Source organism: Neobacillus cucumis, assembly GCF_023715505.1.
Genome location: NZ_JAMBOH010000026.1, coordinates 1 through 16,436 on the forward strand (window position 1 = coordinate 1; position 16,436 = coordinate 16,436).

The 16,436-nt window shown below is 38.6% G+C and carries 18 protein-coding genes; 3 read left to right on the top strand and 15 right to left on the bottom strand.

All coding sequences use genetic code 11. The features are described 5' to 3' along the window. Positions 1 to 151: 151 nt before the first annotated feature. From M3226_RS24705 to M3226_RS24715, 3 genes are all read right to left on the bottom strand, one after another. The gene (locus tag M3226_RS24705; protein WP_251571298.1) at positions 152 to 712 is read right to left on the bottom strand and encodes a class I SAM-dependent methyltransferase; all 561 of its coding nucleotides are present in this window, start codon (positions 710 to 712) and stop codon (positions 152 to 154) included. A 23-nt stretch (positions 713 to 735) separates the two neighbouring features. Next, positions 736 to 1,527 (bottom strand): hypothetical protein, encoded by a 792-nt coding sequence (locus M3226_RS24710; RefSeq protein ID WP_251571299.1) that lies wholly within the window; start codon positions 1,525 to 1,527, stop codon positions 736 to 738. A gap of 597 nt (positions 1,528 to 2,124) precedes the next feature. Further along, a complete protein-coding gene (locus tag M3226_RS24715) occupies positions 2,125 to 2,580 on the bottom strand; it encodes an N-acetyltransferase (protein ID WP_251571300.1) in 456 nt (151 codons plus the stop codon). A gap of 392 nt (positions 2,581 to 2,972) precedes the next feature. Between M3226_RS24715 and M3226_RS24720 the strand changes: the two genes are divergently transcribed. Beyond that, on the top strand, positions 2,973 to 3,152 hold the full coding sequence (locus tag M3226_RS24720) for an aspartyl-phosphate phosphatase Spo0E family protein (protein ID WP_251571301.1): 180 nt from the start codon (positions 2,973 to 2,975) through the stop codon (positions 3,150 to 3,152). Between the two features lie 102 nt (positions 3,153 to 3,254). Here M3226_RS24720 and M3226_RS24725 read toward each other — a convergent pair whose 3' ends face one another. The 3 genes from M3226_RS24725 to M3226_RS24735 form a co-directional block, all read right to left on the bottom strand. Then, positions 3,255 to 3,485, bottom strand: coding sequence for a hypothetical protein (locus tag M3226_RS24725; protein WP_251571302.1), 231 nt, complete (start codon positions 3,483 to 3,485; stop codon positions 3,255 to 3,257). A 576-nt stretch (positions 3,486 to 4,061) separates the two neighbouring features. After that, entirely contained in the window at positions 4,062 to 4,898 is an 837-nt protein-coding gene (locus tag M3226_RS24730) for a squalene/phytoene synthase family protein (protein ID WP_251571303.1), read from the bottom strand. 115 nt (positions 4,899 to 5,013) lie between these two features. After that, entirely contained in the window at positions 5,014 to 5,253 is a 240-nt protein-coding gene (locus M3226_RS24735; RefSeq protein ID WP_251571304.1) for a hypothetical protein, read from the bottom strand. On the opposite strand from M3226_RS24735, the gene M3226_RS24740 reads away from it, so the two are divergent. Continuing rightward, a complete protein-coding gene (locus M3226_RS24740; RefSeq protein ID WP_251571358.1) occupies positions 5,198 to 5,350 on the top strand; it encodes a hypothetical protein in 153 nt (50 codons plus the stop codon). The two genes, M3226_RS24735 and M3226_RS24740, sit on opposite strands and share 56 nt — an antisense overlap. A 535-nt stretch (positions 5,351 to 5,885) precedes the next feature. Here M3226_RS24740 and M3226_RS24745 read toward each other — a convergent pair. The 6 genes from M3226_RS24745 to M3226_RS24770 all read right to left on the bottom strand — a co-directional run bounded on the left by M3226_RS24745 (position 5,886) and on the right by M3226_RS24770 (position 11,564). After that, complete coding sequence (locus tag M3226_RS24745) at positions 5,886 to 6,053, bottom strand: Gfo/Idh/MocA family protein (protein ID WP_251571305.1); 168 nt, start codon at positions 6,051 to 6,053, stop codon at positions 5,886 to 5,888. A gap of 94 nt (positions 6,054 to 6,147) precedes the next feature. Next, complete coding sequence (locus M3226_RS24750) at positions 6,148 to 7,110, bottom strand: sugar phosphate isomerase/epimerase family protein (protein WP_251571306.1); 963 nt, start codon at positions 7,108 to 7,110, stop codon at positions 6,148 to 6,150. Further along, positions 7,107 to 8,123 carry a Gfo/Idh/MocA family protein gene (locus tag M3226_RS24755; protein ID WP_251571307.1) on the bottom strand — a complete coding sequence of 339 codons (1,017 nt, stop codon included), beginning with the start codon at positions 8,121 to 8,123 and terminating at the stop codon, positions 7,107 to 7,109. Before M3226_RS24755 ends, M3226_RS24750 begins: the two co-directional genes overlap by 4 nt. A 383-nt stretch (positions 8,124 to 8,506) precedes the next feature. Next, positions 8,507 to 9,601 carry a Gfo/Idh/MocA family protein gene (locus M3226_RS24760; protein ID WP_251571308.1) on the bottom strand — a complete coding sequence of 365 codons (1,095 nt, stop codon included), beginning with the start codon at positions 9,599 to 9,601 and terminating at the stop codon, positions 8,507 to 8,509. Positions 9,602 to 9,638: 37 nt separating this feature from the next. Beyond that, complete coding sequence (locus M3226_RS24765) at positions 9,639 to 10,376, bottom strand: ThuA domain-containing protein (protein ID WP_251571309.1); 738 nt, start codon at positions 10,374 to 10,376, stop codon at positions 9,639 to 9,641. A gap of 27 nt (positions 10,377 to 10,403) precedes the next feature. Next, positions 10,404 to 11,564 (bottom strand): Gfo/Idh/MocA family protein, encoded by a 1,161-nt coding sequence (locus M3226_RS24770; protein ID WP_251571310.1) that lies wholly within the window; start codon positions 11,562 to 11,564, stop codon positions 10,404 to 10,406. Between the two features lie 221 nt (positions 11,565 to 11,785). Here M3226_RS24770 and M3226_RS24775 point away from each other — a divergent pair, with 221 nt between their 5' ends. Beyond that, positions 11,786 to 12,568, top strand: coding sequence for a helix-turn-helix domain-containing protein (locus M3226_RS24775; RefSeq protein WP_251571311.1), 783 nt, complete (start codon positions 11,786 to 11,788; stop codon positions 12,566 to 12,568). Positions 12,569 to 12,704: 136 nt separating this feature from the next. On the opposite strand, the gene M3226_RS24780 is transcribed toward M3226_RS24775, so the two are convergent. From M3226_RS24780 to purM, 3 genes are all read right to left on the bottom strand, one after another. Beyond that, positions 12,705 to 14,648, bottom strand: coding sequence for a bifunctional 2',3'-cyclic-nucleotide 2'-phosphodiesterase/3'-nucleotidase (locus M3226_RS24780; RefSeq protein WP_374110686.1), 1,944 nt, complete (start codon positions 14,646 to 14,648; stop codon positions 12,705 to 12,707). A 170-nt stretch (positions 14,649 to 14,818) separates the two neighbouring features. Further along, complete coding sequence (gene purN / locus M3226_RS24785; protein ID WP_251571312.1) at positions 14,819 to 15,394, bottom strand: phosphoribosylglycinamide formyltransferase; 576 nt, start codon at positions 15,392 to 15,394, stop codon at positions 14,819 to 14,821. A gap of 2 nt (positions 15,395 to 15,396) precedes the next feature. Continuing rightward, entirely contained in the window at positions 15,397 to 16,431 is a 1,035-nt protein-coding gene (gene purM / locus M3226_RS24790; protein WP_251571313.1) for a phosphoribosylformylglycinamidine cyclo-ligase, read from the bottom strand. Positions 16,432 to 16,436: the final 5 nt, after the last annotated feature.

Consider the following 16,436-nt stretch of genomic DNA (forward strand, 5'->3'; position numbering starts at 1 on the left):
GGACTATAATAGATAGACTCAATTGGATTTAATCGGTTTTTAGTACGCATAAATAAACACCAACTTTAATGATTTATAAGTCTATTATAACTCATTATTACCGTTGGTGTTATTTATTCCGTGTAAGTTTTTTTTTGAACCGTTCCAATTGCTAACATTTCCTGCAAAAGATGGTTTGCCTTCTCTCGTGTTCGTTTTCTTCATAATAAAGAACTTGCCAATCTCCGAACTCATTTAACAACTCTTTAGGCTTCAGCTTGTACTGATCAGATACTCCCTGTTTCGCAGTGGTGGGTGCCTGATAATAGGTCTCCATAAAAAAGTAACCACCCGCTTTAAGGATCTTTTTTATCAATGGAAAAACCCTGCGATCAAGGTAATAGGTGACAACAATCATGTCAAAGGATTGGTTGTCCCAGCTGTGTTGGTCCAGTGAAGTAAGATCTGCCATCCTGGCATCGATAGAGAGATTATTTTTTAATGCCAGGTCCTTAATATAATCGATCGCTACATCTGAAATATCGATAGCTTGTACGTTATAGCCCTTTCGAGAAAGAAACAAACTGTTACCTCCTAGACCGCAGGCAAAATCAAGGGCATTGCCCCCATTTAGATAAGACGCAAGCCTCATTAATCTAGGATTCGACGCAGGTTCGGTGAGTTGTTTCATCCGTTCCCGATGTTTATTGTTCCATTTTGATTGAAAGTCCATATTTAACCTCATCTTATAGGCCATTATTCTTGCAAACTATTTTTAAATTGATCATAATCTGTTTTGACATAGTGAAAGACTACTGCGTTGCCGCCTTGATCTGGGTGAGTGATTTTTAAAAGTTTTTTATATCTTGTTAAAACTTCCTTTTCACTCGCCGTTTTTGATAGCCCTAATTTTTTGCGAAAATCAAGTCTTTGTGCTGGTGGTATGGTCTGGGCTCTTTCAGGAACTTTCATCCCTTGTTTAGAAAGTTTTTCTTTTAGGTATAACAATTCGCTATTCAGCTCAATATTCTCTTTTAGTATCTTTCTCATTTCCTTTTGTAATTCATTTTTTTCAAGCTCTAAGTTGAGGATTTCTTTTTGTAATTTGTTTCTTTGCTGTATAATCGTCTTGACTGACGATTTATGGAGCTCCTCTAACTCTTTTATATGATCATCCTGAACTTTTACTTTAGCTCTTAATTCCCGGATTAGTTTATCTTGCTCTGAAGGTGGCTTGATTAACTGCTTAGGATTTTTTACATTTGATATGTATTCGGTTAGTTGATTCCCGTTTCCCACTTTTTGAATCTTACCCTCATATAGCCAGCGTTGAACGACTTGTATACCCATCCTTGCAGCAACACCTGCATCATTTAATAGGTTTATCGCTTGGTCTGTATCTTTAAGTATATAGTCTGTTTGTTGAAATGTACCTTTAGCCTCGTATTTAATTTTACGCTCACGCAGCCATCGTCTTACCGTTTCAACACAAATATCTTCTGAAACTCCCGCGGCTTTTAAAAAATCAAAAGCTTGATCTGTGTTCACAAAGATCTCCTTTCCCTCACTGAGTTAAAGAATTTACTCAATCGTGCTTGAATTTTTTATAATATTTATCTTATCGGAGTTAATGGTTAAAGTGAATGGCTCAAAAAGACTATTAGTACATGCATTATCCGGTTTATATAAAACGTGTTTGAATCAACGAATCAATTTAAAGTTCCTCTTTACTTTATTGAGGATTTATTTATCTGTTTACATAATTATATTATCATTACAATATTCTTAATTTAGTTTAATAAACATACGAAAAGCACCCAAAAAGGATGCCTTATCAGCCATATGCTTTCAGTTTCGTATCTAATTCATCTTAACTTTTCTTCAACCTCATGGGGCTTGGCGCTGGACAATGCTCAAAGTCGAAGTTTTATGCTTTCTTATTTTGAACAAAATAGTTATCCCGACTTAAATCACCACCCAGTTGCGATTAATTACTTGGGTTTTTTCTCGCACGCTTGAAACATTAAATAACTGGAATTTATCATTTCCTAAAACAAAGAAGAAAATGGCATCACATAATGCGCCATTCCTCTTACTCTTGTAAACTTTAAAGTTAATATCATTTTATGCAACCTATCTGACTTCTTACCCAACATATTTAATCATTGCAATTTCATCACAGCAATTAAACTTAGGACAATTCATACAATCGACCCACACCTTTTCTGGCAAAGTCTCCTTTTCTACGATTTTAAAACCACATTTTTTGAAAAATTCTGTTTCGTATGTAAAGGACATTACTCGGCTAATTCCAAGTTTCGGTGCATCACTTATAATACGACTAACCAACCTGCGACCAATACCTTTTCCAGCATAATCGGGAGAAACAACCAAAGATCGTATCTCTGCCAGGTCCTGTCCCAAAACATGTAATCCGGCAACCCCTAGTATATTATTATCCTCTTTCATAATATACAAACATTGTAAATGTTGATAGAGTGATAAATACGTACGAGGCAATACGATTCCTTTTTCAGCATAATATTGGATTAAATGATAAATATCTTTAACATCACTTGTCACTGCATGATAAATATCCATTCTGTTTCTCCTTTAGCAATATTTATTTACAAATATACAACAATACGTATTTTTATTCAATAGTTCTCAAGGACAAAAAAATTTTTTATACCTTATGAAAATAGCTTGAATCAGCCATCCCAAGCTACATTACCATTAACAACTCCCTTTATTTATGTTCAATCGCTCCTTCTCCTCCGACTTCAACTTCAACTTCTGTTAACCCTTGTATTGCTTCTTCCCCTTTTGCTATTTTCTCTTTAGTCCTTAGTTCGTCTATTTATACAATTTTTTGTAATGTTTTAGGGGGTTTTGTCAGATGTATTCCAATTTTTTAGAATTTTTCGCATAATAATAATTGCGATGAAAACCAATTTATCGAATTCAACAGTTAAAGAGAATCAGGGGAATGTATGATGGTTACCGAGATTAAGGAACTAGAGGACCAGATTAATCAGATGAGAAAGATTTTGATCCTAATTGCAGAAAAAACTGGATTAAATAGCAATGACACCCTTTGTTGCAGTCAGAAATTAGACGAGCTCATCACAATGTATCAAAAAAGTAAAAATCAACAACATTCAGAAGTTTGATTAAAAGTCCTGTATTTTCACAAATGAATACGGGACTTTTTTTTAATTCTTTTTGATTGGTACACAGTAAAAGTTCACAAGATGGTTCCGAACCATCCCTTATTATGTTACATTGTGTGTAAATTGAATAAAATCATCCAGATCCTTCTGATCCATTATCTGTGCAAAATCGCATGGTTGTTCTAATGTAATCCCCCTATTACTTGCAACTGAAATCAGTAAACCTAATTCATAATACATATTTTTCGTTAATAATCCTTTTTCAATGTTTTTTATCATTTCATCATAAAAAGCAATTAAAAAATCAGTAGGTAACTTTTCATAAAAATCCATATTTATATCCCCCTAAAAAAATGTAGGAAAACCTTTTTGGATAAACAAGAATCACCTTCCCCCATTATAAATAAGTAATTGTAAAATGTTTGTCGATTTAACAGAATATTTACAATAATCTAATATTTTTTATCTTTTATTAGTGTTAAAAAATCACTTAACGCACATTTTGGGTTTTTTCTATTAAAACCTCATTAAAATTTTTGAATTGAGATTCTGGAACAGTACAGTTTAAGACAAGACTTTTTAATTGTCCTTATGCTTCATCCATGTGCAAAAAGGTTGAAGCCGTCTTGTTGGGGGCTCGCTGCCTCCACTCAAAATGCAATCACCCAAAATAATGTGTTAAAAGTACATAATAAAATCAATTTATTCACATTGATTTCTTGTATTCAAGGAGTCCAATATATCTACCTAAGTAGTTTAAAAATAAATCTGCATACACAAAAAAATACCGTTCATAAAATTTTGAACGGTGTAAAAATAGTTATTAGAGTATCACAATGATTCTCTTTCCTTCGATGGCAGCAAGGTCAAAATCTTACGGCACTCGTGAAGAGATGATAAAATTTATTACTAAATTGCGGAATCTTCTTTTCCATCTATTACTCGACTAACTATTTCAGTTACGGTAGCTCTACTCATTTTTTCCTTGCCTTCTGTCAAAGCATCAAGTGTACCATGAGCAAGAGCTACCGGAATTTTACAAAAATTAAGGATCGGACCGGGTTTAATATCCTCCATATAGGCGTCAGCCAATGCTAGGTTTTGTCGTGCGTACATAAACATATCTTCTTGCTCCCATCCCTCGGGAAAGAAATCCACACCTCGTTCTAAATCCTCAGCACGATTGCGAAGAAAATTGACGGACTGCAGGCCACGACCAAAGGCTATAGCTAGGTCCTTGTCTGTTTCAACATCATCGTACCACTTCCAAATATCTGAGAGCATTACTCCTACCAAACCTGCAACGTAGAATGTGTATTCATTCAAACCTTCTTCATCCTGAACCCGCCACTCTTTTAAAGCCCAATCCGCCATTCCCTTCGCCATAGTAGATGTGGCATTTGAAATGTTTTCTACAATTGCAGGTGGACAAAGCTTTATCCAATCGCCAAATCGTAAGGTAACTTCCGGCAAAAGGGAGTTGTATGGGTGAAATAAAGCCATCAACTCCTTATTATTGAAGGGTTTTTTCAAGAGGACGCTGATTGAATGTAATAGATTATGTTTGGATTCCAATCGGAGTTGGGGATGATCTTCAATCTCGTCAATAGCTCTCATGCATAAGTAGGCGGATGTAACAGCTTCTTGTAATCCCGATGGCAGGTGACTAATAGGAATAAAGAAGGTCCGGCTTGTCGCCATCAACATGTCCATCGCATTTCTATGTAAATGGATTGCTTCACTCATCTTGTATTGTCCCCTTTTTTGTTAATAATCTAAATTGTATTATCCCCACTATAACAAATATCTAATAATAGTTCTAATATAAAATATAAACCCAAGTTACTCATAAACGTGCCTTTTAACTGATTTTAGTCAAGAAAAAAATGGACTGCTGAAACAGTCCATCGTTGTTCAAACAAAACAAAGCGCCCTTTAATGGAAGATTGTTCAACATATTCCTTGTTATATAGCCACTCTGGATTGACAGAAAATCTTCATTTAACGGCACTCCGAGATCAGGAAAATCCAGCATTGCCACTGAAATACAGAATACGTTTGAAGAAGGTGTATGGATGAATTTAGGGGTCGATCGTTTCATGCAGATGACTCCCCAACTCTATCAGCCAGGGATTCGAGAATCACGATTTGTCCGGGCTTATTTATATGAAACATACAGTACTCTCCTACAAATGTAGTTTTCACATTATTGACCTTCCTGTTCAAAATTTAATCATTTTTAATACATAATCAAAAAAAGACAACTATTTATTAGCAGAATCGCCCAATTCATAAATAAGAGCGCAATATTCTTATAAATTGAAAGAGGCTGCATGCTAGAGATTTAAAATAACTCCAACATCCAGCCTCTTTGCGAAATTGCAACTAGAAACTAAGTTAGTGTTTTCACCGTTGCTTCAACACTTCTTGGTCAATAAATTGATCAATTCTTTCCCACCTCTTGTAATCTGAAGACTTCTCAACATCTTCCATAATGGCTTGAGCAATCTATCCATTAACAAAATTTGGAGAAGATATACCCCTATTTCCATTCCATTCATCAATATAACATTAAATTGATAAAGATATGATCGTATCCAATAATATGAACTGCAGGCCAATAGGCCCCCGCAAAAGGATGTGGTTCCTCTGTACTAATTGATTTTCCGAAAACCTTGTAATCCATCTTCATCAGAGGCAAGATAAATCTCTAATTCGTTTAAGTTCTCGCATTCAATTTAATGGAGCTCTTCTGCCACTAATTTCAAATTTATTTACATTTTTATTTCCACCTGCAAAGCGAGTGGCTTTTAATGTTCCCAGAGCCCTATTTTTAAATCGCGTCATAAAAATACTAGCATCATCCACATCTACTTTTTTGAACTCAGTAGTGGAAGCCACACCACTTCAACCTGAACTGTCCGCTACCGCTGGGCTTTCCTTAATAAAGGAGTCCCACGAGCTTATAACCAACCATCCCAATTCGAACTTCTTTTTAGGCCCACCATAATTCCTTCGCCTGCTCTAGAATTACCATACCTTTTAAGAACGACACCGCCTTACTAAATCCTTCTTCAACGCTCATGAGGCCATCCTCATGTTCAATGCTAATGGTACCTTGATACCCAATCACTTGGAGAGCACTTATAATATCTCTCCACACATCTTCTCCGTGACCATATCCGACGGTTCTAAATACCCAAGACCGATTCGCAATATCTCGGTATGATTTAGTATCAAGGACCCCATTCAGTAAACAATTCTGATGATCAATCTTCGTATCTTTCGCATGGAAATGGACAATAGCATCTCCTAATGCCTTAATACTAGCGACTGGATCCATACCTTGCCAGAAATAGTGACTTGGATCAAAGTTAATGCCAATTCGATCACCGCACTCATTTCGCAGGCGTAATGCCGTTTCTGTATTATAAACTACAAATCCTGGGTGTGGTTCAATGGCCACGCGAACATTACACTCTTCTAATAGTTCAGCCTGTTTCTTCCAGTAAGGAATGACTTTATTTTCCCATTGCCACTGAACCACCTTTGAAAAGTCATCCGGCCAAGGGTTCGTGATCCAGACAGGATATTGTGAATACTCGGATTCTCCCGGACAACCCGCGAAGGTAACCACATTTTCTACACCCAAAATAGAAGCGAGCTTCACTGTATCGACAAAAGCATCATGGTGTTCATAGCCAATTTCCGTATTTGGATGGAGCGGATTTCCATGGCAGCTTAAGGCACTAATCTTGATCCCTCTTGATTCAAATGCTTGTTTAAATTGTTCCAATTTAGATTGATCTACTAATAATTCACTAGGATTACAATGGGCATTACCCACATATCCTCCTGTACCAATTTCAACGGTGTCCAAGCCGCTTTCTTTAATGTAATCTAACATTTCTGCTAAAGACATTTTTGAAAATAATACTGCAAATACACCTAGTTTCATAGTTTCACACTCCTCATTTCAATAATATCTTGAACATCAATTTCCTTGTTTTGTTTAATCGATAGTAAAGCTGCTCCCACAACGGCGAAACTTTGGATGTTATCAGAAAGATCCGTTATCGGGTTTCTTCCTTGTTTAATGGCTGATACCATTTCGTAGATGGAGTACTCCCGATCCTCATATTGCATTGGTTCTATTTCTAATTTTTTAGTTTGGCCATTTTCACACGTAATGGTCGGACAATTATCAATTAGTTCAATGATACCTTTTTCCCCCACTAGCTTAAAATCACCATTCCATGGTGTTTCTTTCCCTCTTGTTACCCAACTACCAAAATAGTTTATTAGAATCCCTTCAAAATCCATTACCAGACTAGCCGCACTATTGCCGTTAAACCAACTCCAGGAGGGCTTGATACTTTTGGCAAAAACTGCTGAAGAATTGACATCTAGCAGGTATCTCATTAAATCAAAGTGATGAATGCTCATATCCTCGATAAGAATCTCGGAATATTGATCCCTCCATCCTCCGAATTTGGTAGCTCGGCGGAAGTTCCATTCCACGTATTCTACTTTGCCAATGACCTCTTCTTCTAGTGCCTTTTTAACCGCTTGTATCTCCGGTCTCCAGCGATAATTTTGACTGATCATAATAAATTTCTCGTAGATTTTGGATTTTTCCAGCAGCTCTTTCGCATCTTCAAAGGTTTGCGCGATTGGTTTCTCCATGAAAACATGTAAGTCATTGGCTAATGCATCAAGCGCAAGCTTTTTATGTGTTTGTGGTGGTGTGATAATCACCGCAATATCCGCCTTACTTTTTGCAAAGGCCTCTAAATGGTCAGTGTAGTATTCAACTAAAGGATTCTTAACAAACTTTTTCGCATTTTCAAGATTTTCTTGATTGACATCGACTACCGCTACTAACTCTAGTTCTTGAAAATTATCCAATATTTCAAGCCAAGAGGTTCCGAATCCCCCTGTTCCAACTTGTATCGCCTTTAATTTACTCATTCTAAGCCTCCTATTTTGATTTATCTAAAATATGAGAACAGCAATGGGGTTTAAAAATTGGCTCTGTTAAATTTTCCGCTCCAGGCGCTCGCTTTCCGCGGGCGTGCCCGGGGAGCCTCCTCGGCGCTTTAGCGCCTGTGGGGTCTCCCCTGCCCCGTACTCCCGCAGGAGTCGAGCGCCTTCCGCTCCAATCAACAGAGTATAAAAACAACAATGTCGTTTAACAGAGCCTAAAAATTAATAAAAACCTACTCATTTCAAAATGAAACGAGTAGATTTTTTCAAGTTAGTCCCACCATCATCTATACTAAAGACGGATTTGATAGATTTATTTAAAAAATATTTTCAGAGAAGCTTCTGAAGTTTACCAAAAAATTCCAGACCTACTTTGCCTGTAATTCAAAAGGAACTGATTCAGGGCGGCTACATGTACTTTCCATTAGATAGTGTTTACCATTATCCGAGGAATCATGGAAGCCATGCATCGCTTCTAAAACATGATACGCTAAATCGCCATTAGCCCGATAATTTCGGCCTTCGAGAATCGCTTTGGCCATATCAGCGACACCAAGTCCTCTACTGTTTTGGGCGTTCCCGTAAGCAAGAGGAACCTCTTTAAATTCATTTTCATCACGTTTTCTTATTTTGACAGGACCACCGAACGTATTTGGATCAGGAACAAGTAAAGTCCCTTCACTTCCATAAATTTCAATCGGAGGCAAGGATGTACCACCAAAGGCATCAAAGCTTGTTGTAATGCTTCCAATTACCCCCGATGCGAAATCAATTACACCTGAGATATGCGTTGGGGTTGATACTTCAATTTTAGTACCTGCTTTTGGCTGGCTAAGCACCGTTCTTTCAGGATAACTAATCCGAACGGATCCAGAAATTCGTTTAATCGGTCCTAAAAGAGCCACCAAAGCGGTTAAGTAATAGGGTCCCATATCAAACATCGGTCCGCCGCCAATATCATAATAGAAGGCAGGATCTGGATGCCAATGTTCGTGACCGCGGCAAATCATGAAGGCTGAAGCCCCAATCGGTTCACCGATTTCACCTTGCTCAATCAAATGGATGGCGGTTTGAATACCCGCACCTAAGAAGGTATCTGGTGCACTGCCAACAAGAAGTTTTTTCTTTTTAGCTGTTTCTAAAATTTGCCTTCCTTCCTCGCGTGTAACAGCAAGTGGTTTTTCCGTATAAACATGCTTGCCTGCTTCAAGGGCCTGGATACAGACAGCAGCATGTGCTTTTGGAATCGTTAAATTGATAACTAGTTCAATCGCTGAGTCAGAAAGCAATTCTTCCACGGTGCAAGCTTTAGGAACACCAAACTTTTCAGCTTGGGATTGTGCACGCTCTACATCTAAGTCCGCACAGGCAATCAGCTCAAGGTGAGGGAACTTCTGACAGTTTTCCATATAAATAGAACTAATATTTCCACAACCGATAATACCGATCTTTAGCTTTTTCATGATAGCTCCTCCTAGTTTAGTATTCTTAAACACTTTCTTATTGACTGTCTCCCATGCCAGTATAGGCCCGCACATTTCCATAAATTGAATCTACATCTAATTCTTCAGCCCGTTTCTTTCCTTCAGTAGCCCAAAGGAATCCGCGGCGCATAATCAGTGAAACCTCATGTCTGGCAACGATGTTTGCCTGATGGCCTAATGAATTATAAAATACATTTCCAAGGCCCCATCGTTTTGTCCATACTACTGGCATATCCACTGCTTTGTTGGCAGAATGCGGACCATGAAATACTGGAAAGCGAGTAGTAGCTAACACTTCCACGGCTGGGTCGTAATGAAGGTAATATTGCTCACTAGCGAGTTTAAAATCAGTGATTCCTTCTAAGAGCGGACTAGAGGAATGCTTGATGTTTACTGTGTATTCCACACCATCATTACCAGGATGAGCCACCCAATTTCCGCCCGTCATAAATTGCCAGTCTACATTGTTACGGAAAGAATCACACATTCCACCGTGGCAGCCAGCTAAACCAACACCTGCCGCAACTGCTTCAGAGATATTTAAGACATACTTTCTTTCAATTTGCCCCATCGTCCAGTGAGGAACAATTAGATCTAAGGATTTTAACTTTTCTTTGTCTGCATATGAGTCTAGTGAATTGGATACTTCCACTTGAAAATTCTCTTCCTCAAGAATTCCTTTAAAGATTTCAGCTACCTGCTCTGGCTGATGTCCATCCCATCCGCCCCAAACGATTAATGCCTTTTTTTGCATAGCTCATGCACTCCTTTGATAGTTATTTTAAACGTCAGAAATTCGGATCCATTGGCGTTTTTCAATTGATAAATCAACCGCTGCTAAAACTTCTTGACACTTTACGCCATCGTGGAAGTTAGGAACTGGCTGGCGATCTTCTCGGAAAGACTCCATTAGTTCAACGACTTCATGAATAAACGTATGTTCATAACCAATCGTATGTCCTGGCGGCCACCAAGCTTCGGCAAACGCATGCGTTGGGTCAGTGGCTAAGACACGGCGGAAACCTTGAACATCGTCTCTGTCATCCACGAAATAAACTTGCAGTTCATTCATCCGTTCAAAGTCAAAAACGACACTACCTTTACTGCCATTGATCTCAAATGAATTGGTACAGCGGTGTCCAGCAGCAAAACGAGTAGATTCAAAACTTCCTAGAGCTCCGTTCGCAAAACGAGCCAAGAAAAGGGTTGCATCATCAACCGTTACTTCCCCTTTTTCATCACTATCGCTGCCCTTGGCTGATAAGCCTGTCATTTGAGTTGGAATTGGTCTTTCTTTGATAAATGTTTCGCTCATTCCAATCACTTCTGTCATATCCCCAATGAGATAATGCGCCATATCGATCAGATGGGCACCAAGATCTCCGTGGGAACCTGAACCTGCAACATCCTTCTGTAGTCTCCAGGCTAATGGAAAGTTCGGATCGACCAGCCAATCCTGTAAAAAATGAGCGCGGAAATGATAGATTTCCCCTAGGTTCCCTTCGTCAATAAGCTTTTTAGCCAGCATGACTGCAGGGGCAAAGCGATAATTAAACCCAACCATGTGCTTAACCCCAGCCGCCTCAACCACTTGAAGCATTTCTCTCGAATCCTCCAATGTAAGCGCTAACGGTTTTTCGCAAAAAACATGTTTCCCTGCTTGTGCAGCGGCTATCGTTATTTCTTTATGTACATCACTTGGTGCATTTATATCGATTAAATCAATATCATCTCTGTCTAAGAGAGTTTTCCAGTCAGTGGTGTATTCCTCCCAGCTGAATTGCTTAGCTGCAGCCGCCACACCTTCAGGATCACGTCCACAAATCACCTTCATTTCAGGATGGACTGTGTTTGGGAAAAAGAGTGGAAGATCCCGGTATGCATGACTATGTGCTTTACCCATAAATTTATAGCCGACCATTCCAATTCTAATATTTTCCATACTTATCTCCTTTTTATATTTGATTGTGATAAGATTAAGCGAGTAATAGTCTCTTGTTCCATTTAACCTCCAAGGATTACAACTAAAAAACTTGCGATTAAACTCTATTTTTTATTTTTCTAACTATTTAAAAATTTATCATTATTCGGTTTGACACAACAAGAAAAAACTTATATAATCCTAGACAACATTTAACTTTTTTTAAAAGGAACAATAATAAAATGTTAATCTATGAAGCGCAACATTATGATTTAATGACAAACTATGAGACGACTGATTTAAACTTCCCAAGCCATCTCCACCGCTGTTTTGAATTAGTATTTGTTGTAGAAGGAGAAATGGAAGTCATAATTAGTCAAAGATGTTTTCATTTGAAGACTGGACAATTTTTACTAATATTACCGTATGAAATTCATTCATTTATTACGAATTCACAATCACGAGCTAAAATTTGTATCTTCTCTCCAGACTTTATACCGACTTTTCAAAGGATGATAGAAAAAAGCTCCCTAGAGAACCCAGTTTTCAACCTATCACTAGAGGCAAAAACACTTATTTCTAGGGTGCTTTTTTCGGTTAACTCAAATCTACTAGAACAAAAAGCAAGTCTTTATTTATTAGTATCAGAGTTAATGAGACAAACCACCCTTATTAAAGTACAAAAAGAACCAGAGCTGCTCCATTCCATTTTAACCTATATACAGGAACACTTTATGGAATCTATTTCTTTAAACAGTATGGCTGGGACATTTGGTTACAGTTATAATTATTTATCGAAATATTTTAATGCTCATGTTAAAACGTCTTTTGTCGTTTTTTTAAATGAAACCAGGATCAACTATGCTTGTTATTTGCTAAGTACTACGGAAAAAAATATTACTGAGATTGCATATCTTTGTGGATATGAAAACATCCGTTCCTTCAATCGCAATTTTGTTAAGATAAAATTATCTACACCAAAAGAATACAGAGAAAACCAAACCTCTCTGTATGTTGAATTGTGATTTGTATCTTGATACTATTTATAACATTTGTCATACTTCACCATAAAAAAAGCTGTCCCCCAAAATATTTTTGGGACAGCTTTTTTTGAACGTGGGCAACTCTCCTTGAGCAGCCGCATAATAAAAACTTCAATTGCTACTGGTTCAAGTTAATCGAATACTTTGCAAAACCTCCGGTAGAGGGACCCATATATTTTATGTTTGGATATTGTCCAAGATATTTTTGAGCATTTGGTGATGAATCAAATATAGGGATCGCCGTGCCTTTAAATTTTGCTAGTGACCAGTTTTGATCCGCAGTTGGATTAAGCGGTTTGTGTGCTTGTATATAGTTCGTGACAATTTGCCGATTTTCATCTGGTGCTTTTAACACAATCTCACCTTGACTAACCCCAGGGAAAGTGGAACTTGATGCACGATAATTATTCGTCGCTACAATAAACTTTTGATCATCTGCAATCGGCTTTCCTTGATAGGTCAGATTGATGATCCGACTAGAACCTGAGTTCACCACATTCCCGTTTCCATTATATTTAGCTGGCTTGGTCACATCAATATGATACTGTACTCCATCAATCACGTCAAAATTATAGGATGGAAAATTTAGGTTAATTAATGGCTGTTCCCCACTGCTGTCGGGATCAATTTGATTGAATTGCCCGGTACTCATTTCCAGCCATTCTTTAAGCTGTGCACCAGTGATTAATTTAGCCTGAAGTGTATTCGGGTACAAGTACAAGTCAGCCACATTTTTAATGGCCAATGCTCCCGCAGGAATGTCCGTATAATAACTTGGACCCCCTCGCCCTCCTGCCTTAAAAGGCGCTGCCGCTGAAAGAACCGGTATTCCTGCATACTTACTATAGGCAGGGTCTTTCAGTTTTTCTACCAAATAATCCGTTTGGGCATTATTAACAATCTGTACAGATGGGTCATCTTGAACGAGTGCAAAATAGCTAATTATTGGAGTGGTCGTTTCACCGACAGGTTGATTTACATATTTGATCGTGGCCTCATGCTCTGGCTTGATGGCAGCCATTAATTGCTCGTCCGTTTGTATAACGGAATTTCCGCTTGTATTCACAATCGGCCGCAATGAAGCCTTACTGTCGACTACCTTCCACTTGCCGCGGTGCTTTTGTAATTGAAGATCAATGACACCAAGATGGCTGCCGAAAGCCCCAGCCATTACAACCGGCTTCCCGTTCATGGTGCCTTTCTCCAGATTAGTATCTGGTAAATCCTTATAGAGAAGGCCCGGGAAGGTGTTATGCTGATGCCCAGTGAATACGGCATCAATGTCGTTTATTTGTGTGACATAATAACCTGCATTCTCCATGCCAGGATGATATGGTTCACCACTAATTCCGGTATGGGCAAGGGCCACAATCACATCCGCCCCCTCTTTCTTCATTATTGGGACATATTTCTTTGCCGACTCTACAATGGATTTGGTTTCTACTTTACCTTCTAGATTGCCCTTATCCCATTCCATAATCTGCGGCGGAACAAAGCCAATCACGCCTACCTTAAGTGTCTGCTTCTTCCCAGCATTATCGACCACCGTTTTCTTTAAAATAACATACGGTTTAAAATATGGCTGATTGGTTCCGGCTTTGAATACATTGGCGTTGACCACAGGCATTTTCGCGTCATTGAGTGTTTCTTTTAAAACATCTAAGCCGTAATTGAACTCATGATTTCCAAGCGTGGCGGCATCGTATCCCAACAAATTAAAGGACCTGTAAACAGGATGAACCTCACCAGGTTTTAACCCCTTCACTTTTGCCACATAATCTCCCAAAGGATTCCCTTGGATTTGATCTCCATTATCAAACAGCATTGAATTTTTCACTTCATCTCTTGCCTGTTTGATAAGAGTTGCAGTTTTCACCAAGCCAACCCTGTCATCCTGTTTTGTCTGATAATAATCATAGTTCGCCAAAAACATATGTACATCGGTCGTTTCAAGCAAGCGTAATTGAACCGTACTATCCAGCTTTTGAGCAATTGCTTGTAAAGGAAAAAACTGTCCTGCTATCACAAGTAAAAATACTGCAAAGAATACAAACAGTTTCACCAATTGGAAAATTCCTCCCTTTTATAAAAATCTTGCAAACGAAATTAGTATTCGTAACCATAAATGGAATATAAGTTCCATTGGAAAAATTACTGAATTTTTTTAATCCTGAAAGATTGAAAAAGGCACCACACTTTTATTGAGTATGATGCCTTACCTCCTAGTGATGTTTAAAATGTATGCCTGTAAGCCAGTCTTTGGATTACTTCTGGCAATAATCGGTGCTCCTGCTCCTGAATCTTTTTTGTTAATGTTTCTCTTGTTTCATCAGGATCGATTGTGACTGCTCGTTGGTCGATAATCGGTCCTGTATCCATTCCTTCGTCGACATAATGTACCGTGACACCTGTCACTTTTACTCCATAATCCAGCGCTTGACCAATGGCATCTTTTCCTGCGAAAGCTGGTAATAGAGAAGGATGGACATTAATAATTTTTCCATCATATGCCTGGAGTAAAACAGGACCCAACAGTCTCATATAGCCAGCCAATACGATAAAATCAACCTCCCTTTCTGTTAGCTCGTTAAGAATCTTTTCTTCATAGACTTGTTTGTTTGGAAAGTCGTTGGCCTTAAAAGTGAACACAGGGATCCGTTCATCCCTGGCTTTCTGTACTGCAAGGGCTTTTGGGCGATCACTGACTAGTAAAACCACTTCAACATTGATGATTTTATTCGATTGGATGGATTCTAGAATCGCAGAAAAATTAGAACCCGTACCAGAAGCAAAAACGGCGATCTTCATAACTACTCCTTTTTAATAACGACATCATTAGTACCACTTTGCACGGTACCAATTTCGTACGCCGTTTCACCTAACGTTTGTAAGTGCTCTATAATGGCCTTGGTGTCTTTAGAATCTACCACTAAAATCATGCCAATTCCCATATTAAAGGTTCGGAACATATCATAATCGGATATATTGCCGCTATCTTGGATAAAGGAGAAAATTTTTGGGACCTTCCATGACCCATGGTTAATTACAGCCTGCAAGCCTTCAGGAAGAATTCGTGGAATGTTATCATAAAAGCCTCCGCCAGTCACATGCACTAGACCAGAAACATGAAATTTCCTTACAGTTGAAAGGACCGATTTCACATAAATTTTGGTTGGCACAAGCAGCACTCTTCCTAATTCAGATTCTAATTCATCAACATAGTCACTTAATGAGAGTTTAGCATCCTCTAATAGAACTTTTCGGACAAGTGAAAAGCCGTTGCTATGTATACCACTAGAAGCTAAACCAATGAGAACCTGGCCATCTTTTACTTTGGTTCCATCAATAAGATGTTTTTGATCTACCATGCCTACTGTAAAGCCGGCGATGTCATATTCTCCGTCCTGGTACATACCTGGCATCTCAGCTGTCTCGCCGCCAATTAGTGCGCACCCAGCCTGCACACATCCATCTGCAATCCCTTTTACGATGGCCTCAATTTTCCCCGGTACAATCTGTCCGCAAGCAAGATAGTCTAGAAAAAAAAGAGGCTCCGCACCTTGGACGATTACATCATTCACACACATGGCAACGGCATCGATCCCAATGGTATCGTGTTTGTCCATGGCAAAGGCAATCTTCAATTTAGTCCCTACTCCATCGGTACCTGAAACAAAAACAGGTTCTTCTATCCCTGTTATATCGGGTTTAAATAAAGCCCCAAACCCTCCTAGTCCCGTTAATACCTCTTTACGGAAGGTTTTTTTTACATGTTTTTTCATTCTTTCAACCGCTTCATTTCCCGCATCAATATTGACTCCAGCCTGACGGTACGCGTCACTCATCTGTT

Excerpts from the sequence above, each read along its gene's own strand:
- M3226_RS24705 (WP_251571298.1), bottom strand. The coding sequence starts at position 712 with ATGGACTTTCAATCAAAATGGAACAATAAACATCGGGAACGGATGAAA.
- M3226_RS24715 (WP_251571300.1), bottom strand. The coding sequence starts at position 2,580 with ATGGATATTTATCATGCAGTGACAAGTGATGTTAAAGATATTTATCAT.
- M3226_RS24720 (WP_251571301.1), top strand. The coding sequence starts at position 2,973 with ATGATGGTTACCGAGATTAAGGAACTAGAGGACCAGATTAATCAGATG.
- M3226_RS24725 (WP_251571302.1), bottom strand. The coding sequence starts at position 3,485 with ATGGATTTTTATGAAAAGTTACCTACTGATTTTTTAATTGCTTTTTAT.
- M3226_RS24730 (WP_251571303.1), bottom strand. The coding sequence starts at position 4,898 with ATGAGTGAAGCAATCCATTTACATAGAAATGCGATGGACATGTTGATG.
- M3226_RS24735 (WP_251571304.1), bottom strand. The coding sequence starts at position 5,253 with ATGAAACGATCGACCCCTAAATTCATCCATACACCTTCTTCAAACGTA.
- M3226_RS24750 (WP_251571306.1), bottom strand. The coding sequence starts at position 7,110 with ATGAAACTAGGTGTATTTGCAGTATTATTTTCAAAAATGTCTTTAGCA.
- M3226_RS24755 (WP_251571307.1), bottom strand. The coding sequence starts at position 8,123 with ATGAGTAAATTAAAGGCGATACAAGTTGGAACAGGGGGATTCGGAACC.
- M3226_RS24760 (WP_251571308.1), bottom strand. The coding sequence starts at position 9,601 with ATGAAAAAGCTAAAGATCGGTATTATCGGTTGTGGAAATATTAGTTCT.
- M3226_RS24765 (WP_251571309.1), bottom strand. The coding sequence starts at position 10,376 with ATGCAAAAAAAGGCATTAATCGTTTGGGGCGGATGGGATGGACATCAG.
- M3226_RS24770 (WP_251571310.1), bottom strand. The coding sequence starts at position 11,564 with ATGGAAAATATTAGAATTGGAATGGTCGGCTATAAATTTATGGGTAAA.
- M3226_RS24775 (WP_251571311.1), top strand. The coding sequence starts at position 11,786 with ATGTTAATCTATGAAGCGCAACATTATGATTTAATGACAAACTATGAG.
- purN (WP_251571312.1), bottom strand. The coding sequence starts at position 15,394 with ATGAAGATCGCCGTTTTTGCTTCTGGTACGGGTTCTAATTTTTCTGCG.
- purM (WP_251571313.1), bottom strand. The coding sequence starts at position 16,431 with ATGAGTGACGCGTACCGTCAGGCTGGAGTCAATATTGATGCGGGAAAT.